At 68.0% G+C, this 17,508-nt stretch carries 13 protein-coding genes; 6 read left to right on the forward strand and 7 right to left on the reverse strand.

The window, feature by feature from the left end:
• Together QX128_RS27565 and QX128_RS27570 are read left to right on the forward strand one after the other, a co-directional pair.
• Positions 1 to 5,562 carry a type I polyketide synthase gene (locus tag QX128_RS27565; RefSeq protein ID WP_316239056.1) on the forward strand — a complete coding sequence of 1,854 codons (5,562 nt, stop codon included), beginning with the start codon at positions 1 to 3 and terminating at the stop codon, positions 5,560 to 5,562.
• The gene (locus QX128_RS27570) at positions 5,555 to 6,778 is read left to right on the forward strand and encodes a trans-sulfuration enzyme family protein (RefSeq protein WP_316239057.1); all 1,224 of its coding nucleotides are present in this window, start codon (positions 5,555 to 5,557) and stop codon (positions 6,776 to 6,778) included. The genes QX128_RS27565 and QX128_RS27570 overlap by 8 nt, the downstream gene beginning before the upstream one ends.
• A gap of 3 nt (positions 6,779 to 6,781) precedes the next feature.
• Here QX128_RS27570 and QX128_RS27575 read toward each other — a convergent pair whose 3' ends face one another.
• Positions 6,782 to 7,360, reverse strand: a complete 579-nt coding sequence (locus QX128_RS27575) for a hypothetical protein (protein WP_316239058.1) — start codon at positions 7,358 to 7,360, stop codon at positions 6,782 to 6,784.
• Positions 7,357 to 8,004, reverse strand: a complete 648-nt coding sequence (locus QX128_RS27580; protein ID WP_316239059.1) for a ParA family protein — start codon at positions 8,002 to 8,004, stop codon at positions 7,357 to 7,359. The genes QX128_RS27575 and QX128_RS27580 overlap by 4 nt, the downstream gene beginning before the upstream one ends.
• A 225-nt stretch (positions 8,005 to 8,229) precedes the next feature.
• Here QX128_RS27580 and recQ point away from each other — a divergent pair, with 225 nt between their 5' ends.
• Positions 8,230 to 10,035, forward strand: coding sequence for a DNA helicase RecQ (gene recQ, locus QX128_RS27585; protein WP_316239060.1), 1,806 nt, complete (start codon positions 8,230 to 8,232; stop codon positions 10,033 to 10,035).
• Between the two features lie 86 nt (positions 10,036 to 10,121).
• Here recQ and QX128_RS27590 read toward each other — a convergent pair whose 3' ends face one another.
• From QX128_RS27590 to QX128_RS27605, 4 genes are all read right to left on the reverse strand, one after another.
• The gene (locus QX128_RS27590; RefSeq protein ID WP_316239061.1) at positions 10,122 to 11,027 is read right to left on the reverse strand and encodes an HlyD family efflux transporter periplasmic adaptor subunit; all 906 of its coding nucleotides are present in this window, start codon (positions 11,025 to 11,027) and stop codon (positions 10,122 to 10,124) included.
• Positions 11,028 to 11,229: 202 nt separating this feature from the next.
• A complete protein-coding gene (locus QX128_RS27595) occupies positions 11,230 to 11,796 on the reverse strand; it encodes a cytochrome b (protein WP_315804979.1) in 567 nt (188 codons plus the stop codon).
• 81 nt (positions 11,797 to 11,877) lie between these two features.
• Positions 11,878 to 12,786 (reverse strand): sigma-70 family RNA polymerase sigma factor, encoded by a 909-nt coding sequence (locus QX128_RS27600; RefSeq protein ID WP_316239062.1) that lies wholly within the window; start codon positions 12,784 to 12,786, stop codon positions 11,878 to 11,880.
• Positions 12,783 to 13,541, reverse strand: coding sequence for an SDR family oxidoreductase (locus tag QX128_RS27605; protein WP_316239063.1), 759 nt, complete (start codon positions 13,539 to 13,541; stop codon positions 12,783 to 12,785). The genes QX128_RS27600 and QX128_RS27605 overlap by 4 nt, the downstream gene beginning before the upstream one ends.
• A gap of 143 nt (positions 13,542 to 13,684) precedes the next feature.
• Between QX128_RS27605 and QX128_RS27610 the strand changes: the two genes are divergently transcribed.
• Together QX128_RS27610 and QX128_RS27615 are read left to right on the forward strand one after the other, a co-directional pair.
• Complete coding sequence (locus tag QX128_RS27610; protein ID WP_315804982.1) at positions 13,685 to 14,890, forward strand: M20/M25/M40 family metallo-hydrolase; 1,206 nt, start codon at positions 13,685 to 13,687, stop codon at positions 14,888 to 14,890.
• A 530-nt stretch (positions 14,891 to 15,420) separates the two neighbouring features.
• Positions 15,421 to 16,206 (forward strand): GNAT family N-acetyltransferase, encoded by a 786-nt coding sequence (locus QX128_RS27615; protein ID WP_316239147.1) that lies wholly within the window; start codon positions 15,421 to 15,423, stop codon positions 16,204 to 16,206.
• A 225-nt stretch (positions 16,207 to 16,431) separates the two neighbouring features.
• Here the strand turns inward: QX128_RS27615 and QX128_RS27620 are convergent, their stop codons facing one another.
• Positions 16,432 to 16,584: a hypothetical protein gene (locus tag QX128_RS27620; protein ID WP_315804983.1), complete on the reverse strand. Its 153-nt coding sequence runs from the start codon at positions 16,582 to 16,584 to the stop codon at positions 16,432 to 16,434.
• 416 nt (positions 16,585 to 17,000) lie between these two features.
• Between QX128_RS27620 and QX128_RS27625 the strand changes: the two genes are divergently transcribed.
• Positions 17,001 to 17,378, forward strand: a complete 378-nt coding sequence (locus tag QX128_RS27625) for a hypothetical protein (protein WP_315804984.1) — start codon at positions 17,001 to 17,003, stop codon at positions 17,376 to 17,378.
• Positions 17,379 to 17,508 lie beyond the last annotated feature (130 nt).

The raw sequence follows: 17,508 nt of genomic DNA on the forward strand, positions 1-17,508 counted from the left end.
ATGAGCAGTCCAGAGCCCAAGGACCCGTCCCTCATCAAGCAGGCGCTGCTGACGATCCGCCGCCTCGAGGCGGAGATCGCGCGCCTCAAGACGCCGGCGCCGATCGCGATTGTCGGCATGGCCTGCCGCCTGCCCGGCGCCGGTACGCCCGCGGAGCTGTGGGACAGTCTCGCCAATGGACGTGACGCAGTGACCGAGACGCCACGGGATCGCTGGGACAACGCCCGCCTCGTCGATCCGGATCCCGCCACGCCGGGGCACATGACCGCGCGCCACGGCGCGTTCTGCGCAGGCGTCGATCGCTTCGATGCCGACTTCTTCAACATCGCGCCGCGCGAAGCCCACGCCATGGATCCGCAGCAGCGTGTCCTGCTCGAGGTGAGCTGGGAGGCGCTGGAGCGCGCCAACCAGGATCCGACCGCGCTCTACGGCAGCGCCGCCGGCGTGTTCGTGGGTCTCGGCACTTTCGACTACGCAACGCTGCAGGCGGCGCCCGAGGATCGCGACCGCGTCGGGCCCTATCATGTCAGCGGCACGGTGCTCAGCGTGGCCGCCGGCCGCCTGTCCTATGCCCTCGGCCTCACCGGTCCGAGCATGACCATCGACACCGCCTGCTCGTCGTCGCTGGTCGCGATCCACCAGGCCTGCCGCAGCCTGCAGCAGAACGAATGCAGCCTCGCGCTCGCCGGCGGCGTCGGACTGATCCTCAGCCCAATCCCGAGCATCGCCTTCTCCAAGGCGCACATGCTGTCGCCGCGCGGGCGCTGCCGCACGTTCGACGCCGGCGCCGACGGCTATGTCCGTGGCGAGGGCTGCGGCGTCGTGGTGCTGAAGCGTCTCGCCGATGCCGAGGCCGATGGCGACACCATCCTCGGCATCATCAGAGGCAGCGCCGTCAACCAGGACGGCGCCAGCGGCGGCCTGACCGTGCCGAGCGGAGCCGCGCAGGAAGCCGTCATGCGCGAAGCACTCGGCCGCGCGTGCCTCGCTGCGTCCGACGTTGCCTATGTCGAGGCTCATGGCACCGGCACGCCGCTCGGCGATCCCATCGAGCTGCGGGCGATCGGCCGTGTCTATGCCACCGAGCGCAGTGAGCCGCTGCTCGTTGGATCGCTGAAGACCAATTTCGGACATCTGGAAGCCGCGGCCGGCGTTGCCGGGCTGATGAAGACCGTTCTCAGTCTGCGGAACGGCATCGTGCCGCCGCATCTGCACTTCGAGACGCCCAATCCGAACATCGACTGGGATCACTACCGGCTTGCAGTGCCGCGCAAGCCGACGCCCTTGCCGCCGGGCCGACGCGTCGCCGCCGTCAGCGCCTTCGGCTTCTCCGGAACCAACGCCCATCTCGTCATCGAGGTGCCCGTGCCCGCGGATGTGCCGGCCATTCCGGCGCCTTGCGGCGACGAGCTGCTGGTGATCTCGGCAAAGTCCGCCGCGGCGCTGCGCGAGCAGGCCGAGCAGCACGCGGGTCTGCTGGACGGATTGCCGGCGGCCGAGCTCCGCGATTATTGTGCGACCGCCGCGACCTGCCGCGGCGCGTTCGCGCATCGCCTCACGGCGATCGCATCCGAGCCCCGCGCGCTCGCGCGACAGCTACGCGCCTTTGCATGCGGTGACGCCAATTCGCAAGCGGCTTCCGCAGTCGCTCGCAGCCTGAGCGGCGAGGCCGAACGGACGACCGACTGCCACGCCGCCGCTGCGGCGTTCCTCGCGGGCCGCAGCGTCGACTGGTCGATGCTCTGGCCGCGGCAGAGCTGGCGCAAGCGCGATGTCGCCACCACGGCGTTCCAGCGGCAGCGTTATTGGTTCGACCTCGCAAGCGGCACGCCCCGCTCTCTGATCGGCGCTCTCGTCCGCTCGGCCGCGCTCGACGCGACCTTGTTTCATTTCCGGCTTGGCCCTTCGCTGCAGCCGCTGCTTGACGATCACGAGGTGCAGGGCGCGATCGTTGTCGCCGGCGCCGTATGGATTGCGGCCGCCCGCGAGGCGGCCATGCGCCTCGGCGTCAGCGGCCTCAGCGACATCAGGCTGCCACAGCCCCTCACGCTGCCGCGTGGCGCTGACGTGGAGGTGGAAATCGCCGTCACTGATGGCGATGCCGATGGCGGCCAGCTCAAACTGATGGGCCGTGCCGCTAATGAGTCGGCATGGCGGCGGTGCCTGACAGCGCGCTTGCAGGACGTCAGCGGGGCTGCGCCCGCGAGCGATCTCGCTGCGCTCCGCGGCGCTTGCTCCGACGCGCTCGATGTCGTCGCGCTCTATGCGCGCGCCCGCCGGTTCGGGATCGCGCTCGGCCCGCGCTTTCGCCATCTGCAGCAGGTCTGGCGCGGCCGAGACCAGGCCCTGGCGCGCTGCGCGCCACTCGATCATCTCACCGCGGATGAAGCAGGTCCGCTGCATCCTGGCTTGATCGATGCGGGCTTTCAATTGCTGCTCGCGGCGCTCGGCGACGACTACAATGCGCCGATCGTCCCGGTGCGTTGCGCCGGCCTGCGATGGACGGGTGGTCCGGACCAGGCGACCGGCTGGTGGCACATGCGCCTGACGCGCCGCGATGCCGACAGCGTCACCGCCGACCTGCGCCTGCTCTCGGACACGGGCGATACGCGGCTCGTGATCGAAGGCTTCGAAGCGCGCGCCATGCCGGCCGACTGGCTGGCCCACGCGGATGCCGCGCCCGACGCCTGGTTCATCGCCGAGCATTGGCGCGCGCAGCGGCTGCACCGGCCCGCCGTCCGCAAGATCGCGGCATCGGTTGCCGCGACAGGCGAACGTCTCGCGGCAACGCCGGCCTACGTCGCCTATCGCGACGGCCAACGGCTGCTCGATGAGGTCAGCCTTTGCTATGCCGCCGGCGCGCTCCATGCGCTCGGCTGGCGCCGTCACCTCGCGCTCGACGGCTCGGTGGAGACGATCGCGGCGCGCTTCGGCATTGCTTCGAACCAGCGCGCCCTGCTCGCGCGCATGCTGTCGATGTTGGCGGAGGCCGGCCTCATCGCCACGACATCCACCGGCTTTGTCGATCGGCCCGACCGGCCGCTGCCGCCGCGCGCGCCCGCCAATTTGCCCGACATCTCGATCGCCGCCGAGTGGCGGCTGCTGTCGCGTTGCGGACCCCGGCTGCACGAGGTGCTCACCGGCAAGCTCGATCCGCTCGAATTGCTGTCGCCCGCCGGCGATCCGCGCCAGCTCGCTGAGCTCTATTCTGAGCCGTTGCCGACGCGCTGTATGAACACGCTGCTGAAGCAGGCGCTGGCGTCCTGGGCCGAACAGGCAGCCCCCGGTCAGATCCAGGTCCTGGAGATCGGTGCCGGGACCGGAGCGACCACGGCCGCCGTGCTCGATGCGCTGCCCAGAGATGCCACACGCTACGTGTTCACCGACATCGGCACCGTGTTCCTGACCGATGCACGCGACCGCTTCGGCGAGCAGATCGAGACGAAGCGTCTCGATATCGAAGCGGAGCCAGCGAGCCAGGGTCTCACGCTGCAAAGCTTTGACATCGTGGTCGCCGCCAACGTGCTGCATGCGACGCGAGACCTTGCCGTCACGCTCGCCCACGCGCGCCAGTTGCTGGCGCCTGGCGGTCTGCTGGTGCTCGTCGAAGCGGTGACGCCGCAGCGCTGGCTCGATCTGACCTTCGGCATGACCGACGGCTGGTGGCGCTTCGATGACGACCGGCGCAAGGCCGGCCATGCTTTGCTCGACATCGCCGGCTGGGGCCGGATGCTCACACGACACGGCTTCGACGAGATCTCACCGCTGCTTGGCGCAGAGCCGTTCGGTCAGACCGTCATCCTCGCGCGCGCCGGCCATGTCGTTGCCGAAAGCGAATGGCTTCTCGTGGCCGACGAGGGAGGTGAGGCGGCACGGCTGGCGCAGGTGCTGGCCGAAGCCGGCGCGCAATGCAGCCTGCTGCAACCACCCGAGCTGCATCGCCGTGCGGCCGAAGCGACGGGCCGCGTTCACGTTGTCGACTGCACGGCGCTGGATGCGGCCGGCGCTCCCGACGTCGCAGTCGAAACCATGCGCGCGGCGATCCTCGACACGACGGCGCGCAGTCTCGCCACCTTGCAGCTTGCTGCAAGCCTGTCCTCGCCCGCGCGCATCAGCATCCTGACCCGCGGTGCGATCGCTGCATCACCGGGCGACCAGGTCGATGGTCTGGTCGCAGCCTCGCTGCCGGGGCTGATGAAAGTGGCAGCGCTCGAGCTGCCGAATCTGGCCGCACGACTGATCGATATCGACGCCAGCACGACCAGCGCCGATCTGCTGGCCGCGCTCGATTGCGACGAGGGCGAAACGCTTCAGGCGGTCCGCAACGGGCGCCGTTTCGTGCCGCGGATTGCGCCCCCGCCGAAGCGGACCGAGGGTTCGCCCGCCACACTTTCGTTCGACGGCATCCAACTGATCACCGGCGGCTATGGCGGTCTTGGCCTGGCGCTCGCGGAAGCGCTGATCGCGAAGGGCGCGCGCAACATCGCGCTGCTTGGTCGCCGCCCGCCCGATGAGACCATTGCGCGGCGTCTCGCAGGCTGGAGCGCCGCGGGAATCCAGATCCATGCGCTGGTGGCCGACGTCGCGAGCGAGCATGCAATGCAGTCGGTGCTCTCTTCATTGCCCGCCGACGTCCCCATCCGCGGCGTGTTTCACGCGGCCGGCGTGCTCGACGATGCGCTGTTGACTGAACAGTCGCCGGGGCGGCTGGCCCTGGCGTTCGATCCCAAAGTGGCCGGCGCGTTGGTGCTGCATCGGCTGTTTGCGCAGCATGACCTCGGCTGCTTCGTACTGTTCTCCTCCGCCGCATCGCTGCTCGGCTCGGCCGGACAGGCCAGCCATGCTGCCGCCAATGCCTGGCTCGATGCGCTGGCCGCCCATCGGCGTGCGCGTGGGCTTGCCGCAATCAGCATCAACTGGGGCGCCTGGTCGGAGACCGGCGTCGTGGCCGAACACGACCATCAAGGCAATCTGCAGCGCCTCGGCATCGGCGGGATCCGCACCGCGCAAGGTCTCGACGCGCTCTGGCGCATCCTGAAAGCCAATCCGGCGCAGATCGGCGTGGTGCCGCTCGACGTCGATCGCTTCCTGGAGCGCCGCCCGGCGGCGCCTCAACTCGCGGAGCTGCGCGCCGGCCGCGAGCGGCACGTTCCAGCAAAGGCTCGGACGGAGATCGCGGAGCCACGTCCTTCGGATGAGACGCTGCTTGCCAGGGTCCTGGCCGATCTCGCCCGGTCGCTCGGGCGTGATGCAGGCGATGGCATCGATCCCGACCGGCGCTTCGCGGAGCTTGGCCTGGACTCCCTGAGCGGCCTCGACCTGCGCAACCGCCTGCAGGGCCGCACCGGCATCCGCCTGCCGGCCACCGTGATCTTCGACCATCCGACACCGCGGCTGCTCGCATCGCATCTCGAAACGATGCGGGCGGATGCGCCTTCCGCCGAGCCCGTTCCGGCAGGCGACACGCCAATCCTGTCCGACGGCGAGCTCGATGCCCTGTCGGAGGACGAACTCGATGCGCTGATCGACATGCTCGCTGCGGAGGGCACCGGCCGTGACTGACAACAATGCCATCAGACTGAGCCCGTCGCGGACCGGGACCGGGATGCCGGATCAGCCTTGCGGACCACAGCTCCATCTGTCCACCCGTGCCGTTCAAGCAACCGCAGAGCGGCAGACTCCGCAGCCCGCGATCCAGCCGGCCTCGACGGTGTTCTTCGACACTGTCGAGACCCTGCACGAAGCCGAGGCCAATCCGTTCGACGTGTTCTTCTATGGCGGCATGGGCACGCCCGCCGTCAGCAGGATCGAGACGGCGGTCGCCCAGCTCGAGCTCGGCGAACGCGCCATCCTGGTGTCGAGCGGCAGCGCCGCGGTGACCGCGGCCCTGATCGCCTTCGCCCGCGCCGGCCAGCATCTCCTCGTCGCCGACACCGTCGCGTCGAGCACCCGCCGGTTCTGCGAGACCGTGCTGCGCGGCCTTGGCGTCGAGATCGAGTTCTACGATCCGGCCGCCGGCGCCGACATCGCCCGGCTGCTGCGGCCGGGGACCTGCGCGGTCTACATGGAATCGCCGGGCTCGCTGTCGCTGGAGATGCAGGACGTACCCGCCATCGCGGCTGCGGCGCGATCGCACGGCGTCATCACCATTCTCGACAACAGCTGGGGCGCGTTCGGCGCGTTCCGGCCGTTCGAGCACGGTGTCGACGTGGTCGTGGTGTCGCTCGGCAAGCAGGCGGCGGGCCATGCCGACCTGATGCTCGGCGCCCTCGTCACCTCGCACCGCCATGCCGCGCGGCTGAAGGACATCGCCGTGCAGCTCGGGCACGTACCCGGCGCGCTGGAGTCGTATCTGGCGCTGCGCGGCCTGCGCAGCCTGCCATTGCGCGGCGAGCGCCAGCTACGCACCACGATCGAGCTCGGCCGCTGGTTCGCCGCACGCGCGGACGTGCGCCGCGTGCTGTGCCCGGCACTGCCTGGCGCGCCGGGGCACGAGCTGTGGCGGCGCGACTGCAGGAGCGCAGCCGGACTGCTGACGATCGCCTTCGCCGCCGAGGCCCGCGACGACGTCATCGCCGCCATCAACCGCCTCGCTCTGAGCCGGCTCGGCTTCGGCTGGGGCGGCGCCGAGAGCCTCGTGCTGCCGATCCTGGAGCCGCCGCCGCGGCAGTTCGCCAAACAGCCGGCGGATGAATTCTGGGTGCGGCTCTCGACCGGCCTCGAGGAGGCTGCCGATCTGATCGCCGACTGGTCGCGCGCACTCGATGGAGGCGCGTAGCGGTCACGCGCCGAGGTCGGCAAGGCTGCCGCCCTGCTCGAAATGATCGAGGAAGATGCCGCCGAGCACGCGCGTGGTGGTCATCGCCGTCAGCGAGAACACCGCGATCCCGTACAGGTTGGCGCCGGGGACCACGCGGCTCAACGCCGCCGTGGTCAGGCCGCCTGCGACGACAGGCGCCGCAGCCGCCATCAGGCTGGCGACGATCGGGCGCGCCTGATCGTATTGGAACGGCACGCTGTACTCCTCGGCGAGCTTCTTCAGCATATGCAGCACGATCAGTCCGACCCCGACGGGGCCGGCGAAGGGAATCGGGATCAGCCCGCCCGCGGCGGCATAGGCAGCATAGCGCTCGACGATCAGTTGGCCGCGCTGCCGGTGCGACGGCACGACCGCCGACGACACGCCGGGCACCAGCGCCGGCGCGATCACCTCGTCGACCGGGTCCGAACCGGCATCCGCAGGCGCGGCCTTGGCGTTCGCGCTCTTGCCCTCCGCGACCGCAGCGTCGTTGCCATCAGCGCCGGTGCCGCGCATCTCCCCCATGGTCCGGCCGACCGCTTTCGGCAGCTTGCGGCTCATGCCGCGGCCTCCTGGAGGAACAGACGATCGATCTCGTCGGCGATCGCTGCGATGTCCTGCGCCGCGCGCCCGCCCTCGTCGATCAGCTCCGGCGTCGCGCCATACAGCGCCGCCTCGGGATAGGCGACGCGGTTCTGCATCTCGCTGTCGAGCAGCGGAAAACCGGCCTTCATGATCTCCACGCGGATGTGCTTGGCGATCACCGACTCCCGCGTCGTCTGCGTCAGCAGGCAGCGGAACAGCGGCCGCCAGCCCCTGATGCCGTTGACCAGGATCGCAAGCGTGTCGAGCATGGCATCGACATCCAGCGGCGACGGCTTCACCGGAACGATCACGAGATCGGCAGCGGCCAGCGCGCCGAGCGTCGAGGGCGTGCGAAACCCCGGTGTGTCGATGATCACCAGCGCCGATTTTGCGAGCTCCTTGGCGGTGCGCCAAACGCCTTCGGTGGCATCCTCGACGACGCGCAGGCCGGCGAGCGCACGCTCCCGCTCGGCGAGCCGCACCACCGATCGCTGCGGATCGGCATCGACCAGCACCACCCTGCGCCCGGCGAGGTGCCAATGCACCGCCAGGCAGGTCGCGACCGTACTCTTGCCGCTCCCACCCTTCAGCGTGGCCAGCGTGATGATCCGATTAGTCATGTCAGCTCACCCCGGGAGCCCATGCGCGTATCAGGATAGGAGCATAATGCGATGCAAGTCGATTCTGCCATAACTCCTCGGCTTGTCCAACGCGCCCCCTGCCGCTGTCCCCCGCCCCATGCATCGCCTGGCCGAAATGCGCACCAGCGGGCAGCTTTCGCTTGACGGCGGCGGGCTGCGACGGGACTTATCCAGTCCCTCTGTCCGTCGAAGAAGTGCGTTGCCATGGCCGCCGATCCGCTCTCGATCCTCAAGACCGTGTTCGGCTATGACAGTTTCCGCGGACGGCAGCGCGACATCGTCGAGCACGTGATCGCCGGCCATAACGCCTTCGTGCTGATGCCGACCGGCGGCGGCAAATCGTTGTGCTACCAGATTCCGGCGCTGGCGCGTCCCGGCCTCGGGCTGATCATCTCGCCGCTGATCGCGCTGATGGAGGACCAGGTCGCGGCGCTCCGGCAGGCCGGCGTGAAGGCCGCGGCGCTCAACTCGCGGCTCTGGGGCGCGGAGAAGGATCTGCTGTGGCAGGACATCGAGCGCGGCGAGCTCGACCTGCTCTACATGGCGCCGGAGACGCTGCTCAAGCCCGAGAACCTCGAGCGCCTCAAAACCGCGCAATTGTCGCTGATCGCGATCGACGAGGCGCATTGCGTTTCGCAATGGGGCCATGACTTCCGGCCCGAATACCGCGCCCTCGACTGCCTCGCCGGGCTGTTCCCCACCATACCGCGCATCGCGCTCACCGCCACGGCCGATGCGCCGACCCGCGCCGAGATCGTCGAGCATCTCGCCATCGGCGACGGCAACAGCTTCATCGCCGGCTTCGACCGGCCGAACATCCGCTATGGCGCGGCCGAGAAGGTCAACAGCATGCAGCAGATGCTGGCCTTCCTCAAATCGCGCGAGGGCGAGAGCGGTATCGTCTATTGTCTGTCGAAGCGCAAGACCGAGGAGGTCGCGGCCTCGCTCAGCGATCACGGCTTCCCGGCGCTGCCCTATCATGCCGGCATGGAGATGAAGGCGCGGGAGAAGAATCAGCGCCGCTTCCAGCTCGAGCAGGGCCTGATCATGGTTGCCACAATCGCCTTCGGCATGGGCATCGACAAGCCCGACGTGCGCTTCGTTGTTCATGCCGACCTGCCCTCCAGCATCGAGGCCTACTATCAGGAGACCGGCCGCGCCGGGCGCGACGGCCTGCCCTCCGAGACTCTGATGCTGTACGGGGCGGAGGACATCGCGCTGCGCCGCCGCTTCATCGACGAGTCCGACGCGCCCGATGCGCGCAAGCGCACCGAGCGCCGCAAGCTCGATGCGCTGCTCGGCTTCGCCGAGACCTGCCAGTGCCGCCGCCAGGTGCTGCTGCGCTATTTCGGCGACGATTGCGCGCCGTGCGGCAATTGCGATATCTGCCTCGATCCGCCGGAGACCTTCGACGGCACCATCGCCGCGCAGAAGCTCCTGTCCTGCATCCACCGCACCGGAGAGCGCTTCGGCCAGGCGCATGTCGTCGCGGTGCTGCTCGGCGAGAGCGACGAGCGCATCGAGCGGCTCGGCCATGACAAGCTCTCGACCTTCGGCATCGGCAAGGAGCACGATCGCAACGCCTGGCGCTCGATCGTCCGCCAGCTCGTCGCCCACGGCCTGATCAGCGTCGACGTCGCCGGCCATGGCGGCCTGTCGATCTCGCCCGAAGGCCGCCAGTTCCTGCGCGACAGGCCGCAGCTCAGCCTGCGCGTGCTGAAGAAGGCGAAGCGCGACCGCAAGGCCCGGGAGCGGCAGACTGCCGCGGCGTTTCCCGACATCGATCGCGACCTGTTCGACAAGCTGCGCGTGCGGCGGATGGAGCTCGCCAAGGCGCAGAACGTCCCGCCCTACGTCATCTTCCACGACAAGACGCTGGCCGAGATGGCGGCCCGCCATCCACGCTCCGTCGCGGAGCTCGCCAGCATCCCCGGCGCCGGCACGGTCAAGCTCGCGCGCTACGGCGAGGCCTTCGTGGCGGTCATCAACGCGCATGATGCGGGCGATTGAGACCGGCGGCACGTTCGCTGGGCGCGCGCAAGGTTCTCTCTACCAAGTTCACGGCGGCATTCGAGGTTGCGCAGGGATGGTCATGGTCAGATGCGCCGCTGCATCGACGCGGGTTGGAGATCCTGCTCGCAGCGACAGCTCTTCTGCGCCCTCTCCCGCAGGATCTGCGAGACCATCCGCTCCGTCCCGGTCAGGCCCGTCAGGATCGTCGCGCCGACCGCCATGCCCGATCTCAATCCGGCGGGCATCGCCGCCCTCGGCAGGCGGATCTTCAGCGCGATCCGGTCCTCGTCGTCCGGCGAGCCGGACGCTGCCCCGATCAGTTCGGCATCGGCAACATGTCCATACAGCCGGATGGAAGGCAGGCCCGGCACGTCGATCGTGACCGCCTGTCCGATCGCGACATAGGTGATCTCGGAGACCGCGAGGGCAGCGATGATGTCGGGCTCGTCCGGCGTGACCACCGCCATCAACGACCGATCTGCCGTCACGACGTCCCCGACATGGAGACCGCCTGCGGCCACGACGCCGGCAACCGGAGCGACGACGTCGTTCAGCGCGACGGCCGCGCCGCGCTCGTCCCGGTGCTCGATCCGAGCCAGAACCTGTCCCGCAACGATCTCCTGATTGTCGGTCACGAGCAGGTCCCTGACCCGGCCGGACACCGCCGACCTGACCGGGACTTCGTTCATCCTGACATAGGCGTCATCGGTGTGGACGAGATACTGGCCGACGGTCACATATTCGACCATCCATGGCAGCGCGACGAGCATTCCGATCATCAGGCCGAGCCCGGCGAGCGGCCGCAGCGCACGTCCGGCGGAACTGCTGGGTGTGGCACGCGGGTTCGTCGGCGAACACTCCTTATGCACAATGCCCGGCCAGGATCCGCCCGGCGCTTGCTGTCCGTCCACCGTTCGCTCCTCACGACCACGGCATCGGGCGCGTTTGCTGCCTCGGCGCCGTCCTCGTGACGTGAGGGTCGCGCCCACCGGATGCTCGTGACGCCGATGTGGCGGCTCGCAGGCCGGTTGATAATGGCGCCTGGACCGAATTGGGTCTTCAATTTCTCGAAACAATGCCCGCATCGACGGCACCGCGACGCCACCTCACAGCTCGAGACGAGACGGCTCTGACGGCCGCGGCGGAAGCGACCGGTGCAATCCATGATTTCCGACAGGCGTGTCGCCTTCCCTAATCGTCCGAGTGAGGCAGCATGCGAAGCAGCGTCCGGTCCCGGAAGATCCAGTGATGGATCAGCGCGGCGGCCGCATGCATTGCGGCCACGATGACAAGGGTGTGGGCGAGAATTTCATGCACTTCCTTGACGTTGTGAGCAAACGCGCGGTCCTTGGGCCAGGGCGACGCGATCTCGGCGATGCCAAACAGCGGCAAGGACTCACCGCGCGCAAACTGCAACACGATGCCAATGACGGGCACGGCAAAGAGCAGCGCATAGAGAACGTAGTGCGCGAAACGCGCGGCCGGATCCTGCCACTTTCCCATCCATGTGGCGAATTCGGTCGCTTCCGGCGGCGGAGATGGGTCGGCCAGCCGCCAAGCCAGGCGCACCACCAGAAGCATGAGGATCGCGATCCCGGCCGTCACATGGACGAGCAGGCCGGACTCGCGCGGCGCGCCCTTGGGCAGCACGTCACCGAACACCCCAAGCGCCCAGGCGACGGCCACGAGAACGACCGTCAGCCAATGCAGCGTCTGCGGAATCGCGCCGTAGTCCCTCGTCGAGTTGAAGAGCTGCATCTCAGACCTCTGTTAGCAAAAGATGCTCCTGGCGCGACCGTCCCTCGTTGATGTGGATCAAGCCCTTGCAGGTCTGGGTGCTCAGACCGGCGGGACGAGTGCCAGCTCTGCATCGGCCATGACATAGCGGACGTAGCGGTAGTCGCGGATGAAGCTGATCTTGCCGTCGCGCCAGCTCAGCCACATGAAGTAGCTGGGCTGCGGATCGCCCGGGCGTTCGAACACGGCGATCACTTCCCGGCCCTCCAGCCGGGCCGGCGCCAGCCAGACGCCGTCCATCCCGGCATAGATGCTGAAGAACATCCCGACATCGGCCGAGCCGACACGGACGGGATGAGTGGACTGGTGCAGTTTGACGTCGTGCGCCAGCAGCGCACGCAGGCCGTCCCAATCACGCCGGTTGAACAGGCTGACATAGCGTGTCACCGCATCGGAGGCGGGTCTCGCCGCCGGCCGTGCCTCGGCCAGAGCGTTGATCTCGGAGAGCCGCGCCCGGGCGCGGGCGAGATGCGCCTTCACCGAGTCCACCGTCAGGCCGAGCAGCGCCGCGATGTCGGCGAGCGGCTCGTCGAGCACGTCCTTCAGAACGAGGACGCTGCGCTGAGTGATCGGAAGCTCCGCGAAGCGCGACACCGCGGTCCGCACCGCCTCCTCGCGCATCATCATCTCCATGGCATCGGGCACGGTGTCGTCGGCGACGCCGTCGGCCGCCTCCATCGGTTCGGCAGCCCGGATCACACGGCTGCGCAGCAAGTCGAGCGCCCGGTTGTGCGCGACCCGGAACAGCCAGGCGCGCAGCATCGCGACGTCGCGCATCTCGTTCACCGCGACGAGCGCTTTTGTCAGTGTGTCCTGCACGACGTCCTCGCCGTCGATCACCGAGCCCATCAGGCGCGCGCAATAGCGATGCAGCTCCGGCCGCAGCTGCTCCGCCAGGGCCACGAGCTCGGCGCAGCGCACGCCGGGCGAAGCATGTCCGCCGTCACTCAAGCTGCCGCTCCTTCCATCACCGTCACGCCGTCGTCGCCGTTCAGACCGAACACGACACCATCGGCGAAGCGCTGGTCCTCCAGCACGGAGACGACGCGGTCGCCGAACGCGCGCGGCGGCATCGGCGCGCCGAAACGGGCAACGAACGCTTCCGGCGTGATGCCCATCGCGCCCGCATAGGCGCCCGCGGCCGTATCCCCCACTCCCGTGCCGAGGATCATCATGCGCGGCACGATCGCCTGGAAGCGGATGCCGAGCCTGTCGTCCTGCGACACGCCGTTGGCGTATTTCGCCATGAACCAGAGCATGCGCTTGGCGCCGCCATAGCCGCCTGACATCTGTGAACCGCCCACCGCCGCGCCGCTCGATCCGACCAGGACGCGGCTTCCTGATTTCAGGGGGAGCTTGAGCGCCGCCTGGATCCAGTACAAGCCCGCCTTGACGTCCGTGTCCCAGGCGATCGAAAAATCCTCCCACCTCAGCCGATCCAGCCGGTCCATGTGCGGCGTCGTTCCGGCGTTCAAGACCAGGATGTCGGGGCGGATATCGCCGACGATGCGATGCGCGGCGGCCTCGTCGGTGACGTCGGCCGCGATCGTGGCCACGCCGAGGCGGGCGGCGACGGCATTCAACGCGCCGGTTCCGCGCGCGACGACGGTCACCTTGGCGCCGCGATCGACGAGGGCCTCCACGACTCCCAGGCCAAGGCCGCGGCTTCCGCCGGTGACGACGATCGTCTTGTCTTTCAGGCTCATGATGATGCTCCAATGTCGAGATGACATGAAGACGATCGAGGCATCGGAAAAGAGTCAGGCGGCGAAACCAATGCGAGCCCTCTTGCGCAACCGGCCGCCCGGCTGGATGCTCCGGGCACATCGTTCATCATGGGAATCGCTTCATGTCCGTCGACACCGCCGCCGCCACCGATCGTCTGATGCGTTTTCTCGCCGTGCAGGGCGTGACCGGACAGGAAAAGGCGATCGGGCGCGAGATCATGGCGGCGCTGAAGCAGGCGGGGGTCCCGGCCAAGGCGATGCGGCTCGATGATGCCAACACCCGGATTCCGCTGCCGACCGAGACCGGCAACCTGATCGTCGAGCTGCCCGGCCGCGGCACGATGCACAACCAGCCGCGCGTCATGTTCATGACCCACATGGACACCGTGCCGCTGTGCGCCGGCGCGCAGCCGAAGATCTCCGGCCGCAAGATCGTCAATCAGGCCAGGACCGCGCTCGGCGGCGACAATCGCTGCGGCTGCGGCATTCTCGTCACCCTCGCGGCCGAGCTGATCCGCGAGAGGCTCGATCATCCGCCGATCACCCTGCTGTTCTGCGTGCGCGAGGAGAGCGGGCTCTATGGCGCGCGGCACGTCAACACCGACGACCTCGGCGGGCCCGAGATGGCGTTCAACTTCGACGGCAGCTCCGCCTCCGCCGTCACGATCGGGGCTGTCGGTGCCGACCGCTGGGAGGTCGAGATCTTCGGACGCGCCTCGCATGCCGGCGTCGCGCCTGAGCGCGGCATCAGCGCCACCATGATCCTGGCGCTCGCGCTCGCCGACGTCAAAGCCGGCGGCTGGTTCGGCAAGGTGGTGAAGGGCAAGGGCAAGGCCGCGAGGCTTGGCACCAGCAATGTCGGCCCGGTCACCGGCGGCGAAGGCCGCCCCGCGGGCGACGCCACCAACGTCGTGACCGACTACGTCCACGTCCGCGGCGAATGCCGCAGCCACGATGCCAAATTCATCCGCGAGATCACCAAGGCCTACAAGACGGCTTTCGAGAAGGCGGCCAAGCAGGTCACCAACAGCGAGGGCAAGTCCGGCCGCGTCAAGTTCAAGGCCGAGACCGACTATCATCCGTTCCGGATGAAGGAGACCCTGCCCGTCGTCAAGCGCGCCACCGCGGCCGTCGCCGACATCGGCGCCACGCCGACCTTGCGCGCCGGCAATGGCGGCCTCGACGCCAACTGGATGGTCCGCCACGGCATCCCGACCGTGACCTTCGGCACCGGCCAGAACGAGCCGCACACGACAGACGAATGGATCAACCTCGACGAATACGACCGCGCCTGCGCGCTGGCGCTGCGGCTCGCGACGATGGGCTGACACGACGCCGATGCAGGAAGCCTGCGCAACGCCGGCGCGGGACATCGTCACCACCACTTCCCTCCTTCGGGCGATCGATCTGCAGACAAGGCCGAGCGATCTCGCGGCGGCGTACGCCCGAGTTTTGCATGGAGTTGACCTCTCCTACGAAGAAGAGGCGCAGGGAAGACCGGGTATCGGCTGATACCCGCGGTCCGCGTGCAACAAGAAGCACGCGGCAGAACCACAGGTTCAGCCCAATATCCGGCCTTCCCTGCGCGACGGTTTGACAGCTTATACGAGCTCTCCCCGGGGAACGGCTGTCTTGCCCCCGTCGCCTGCGGATCATCACCGCCGGCTTGGCATCAGCACCGCGATGCCAGGACCACACGATTTCGCCGTCGCGTCGCTCCGTTCGTCGGCTCGGCTGTGACACCAGGCTGCGGAGCAACACGCCCATCGCATCTTCCGGCTCGACGCTCGTGACGATCGCGAAACGTCCCTCTTCAGCGAGCCGGGATGTCCGGAAATGTGGAGGTGATTTGCCCGACGTGACAAGGGAGAAGTCCGCGACAAACTGGCACGACGGCCAGTTGGCGCATGGAGGGCATGCGAGGATTGCCCGTCGTGCACATCGGCCGGATCCGCACGCGTGCCGGCGGGCAAACTGCGCTTGCGCCTGGCGCGACCAGACGATTCCGTTCGGCCCATGTCAGACGGCGGTAAGCTTGATGACGTTCACATCACGTGGCGCAGGTCGCATAGGCAGCTTTTTGGAGCGAGGAGAGCCTTTGACTCATGACATCGGCGAGAGCCGCGTGACACTCGAGATCGCGGACAACCGGAATCTGCAGGGCTTCAAGAGAGAGTTGCAGGAGGCCTTCTCGGCCGCCGTGATGGACGAGGTCGGCTCGGTCCCGGACCAATCGATCCCCTCCGACGACGATATCGAACAGTCAGTCAACGCGGCGGGCGCCGTGACATATCAAATCCTGTTGGACGGCACACCCGTCGGCGGCGCCGTCCTGACCATCGATCCAATCTCGCATCACAATTCGCTCGATCTGTTCTACATCTCGATCCGGCAGCATGGCCGCGGCATCGGGCAAAGGGCCTGGCACGCGATCGAGGCGCGCTATCCGGACACAAAGGTCTGGCAGACCTTCACGCCCTATTTCGAGAAGCGCAACATTCATTTCTATGTCAACAAATGCGGCTTCAAGATCGTCGAGTACTACAACGCCTACAACCCGCTGCCGCACCAGCCGCCGCTGCAAGGCATGCCTGACGACGGCGACTTCTTCCGCTTCGAAAAGCTCATGCAGGACGGTCGGTGAGCGGATGGAGCACGTTGGCGCTGAGCGATCGATCAGTTGTCTTGCGCACGGTATTTCGGCCGTCAACGCATGCTTTGCGTGGGGGCCGCCGGTGTTGCGGCGACCCGTCGCTTCATCCTCACGGCGCAGGCAAGCGGGCCGGTGCCCCGGCAAGCCCATCGCACGTGTCGCGCAAGCTCATCTAAACGCGCATCTGTTCATGGACGAGCGCTCGTGGTCGGGTCGTCAGCTCTTTCGCTCGAGCGTCGAGACGACTTCGTAGAGGCCAGGGTCGGCCTGGCCGAAAGCGTTGTTGCCCTGGATCAGGCCGCGCGCCATGAGGTGCTCAATGACGCGCGCTGCGGCGTCTTGATCCACGCTTTGCGCGTAGTTCACCACGCGCGTCCCATCCAGGCTGCGATGCAGGCTCGCGGATATCCACCCGTCCACCTCTCGAGCCGCTTCGGCGGCCCTTGCGAGACGGTCGATCAGTGGCTCCTGCTGACGCCGGAGACGTAACGCCGAGGTTCCAGGAAGTCAATCCGCCGACAGACCCACCTCCACGGCGATTCGACGACGCGCACAAGTTCGGTCGGCGACCCGGAACTCCAAAGGGCAGCAGCGGTTCTAATGCGGTGGACCCTGACATTCACTTTGGGAGCGCCGCTGGCACCTGAAGCGAAGTCGGATCCAGCACGGCAACTGATCATCCGTCTACCGGCATGCCCCGCTTCTGACAGTCGTCAACAGTTCTCGGCAGAGCCGGACACCTCAAGACATCCGCCGATCACGGCGCACTTCACTGGAGGCCTGACATGTCGACCAAGAAATCTCTGCTCGGCCGCACGGCCGCAATCGCTTCATTGACTGCACTCGCGATCGGCGCCTTGACCCCGACCAGCGCCGACGCTCGGAATGGGCGCTGGCACGGCGGTGGTGGCGCTGCCGTCGGCGCGGCGCTGGCGGCCGGAGCCATCGGCACCGGTCTTGCGATCGCCGCAAGCCGCGACGCCTATGATTACTACGATGGTCCGGTCTATGGCGGCCCGGCCTATTACGAGGCTCCCGCCTACTATGGCGTGAACCCCCACGCCTATGGCTACTACCGCAAGGGCGAATACCCCTATCAGGTCTATGGCGGCGACAGCCCGAACGCGGTCTGCGCGCAGGGCACGACCTGGAATTGCCGCTGAGGCCGCTTCTGATTGAAACCTCGGCGCGGCACCGGGCGAGGTCTCGTGGCGCTCGCCCGGCGCTGGACTCCCTTTTCTGCCGTCGTGACCAGTCCCGTAGCCGCCATGAGCGCAGCGACATGCAAGACCG

The sequence above is a fragment of the Bradyrhizobium sp. SZCCHNR1015 genome (assembly GCF_032489875.1).
Lineage (GTDB): Bacteria > Pseudomonadota > Alphaproteobacteria > Rhizobiales > Xanthobacteraceae > Bradyrhizobium.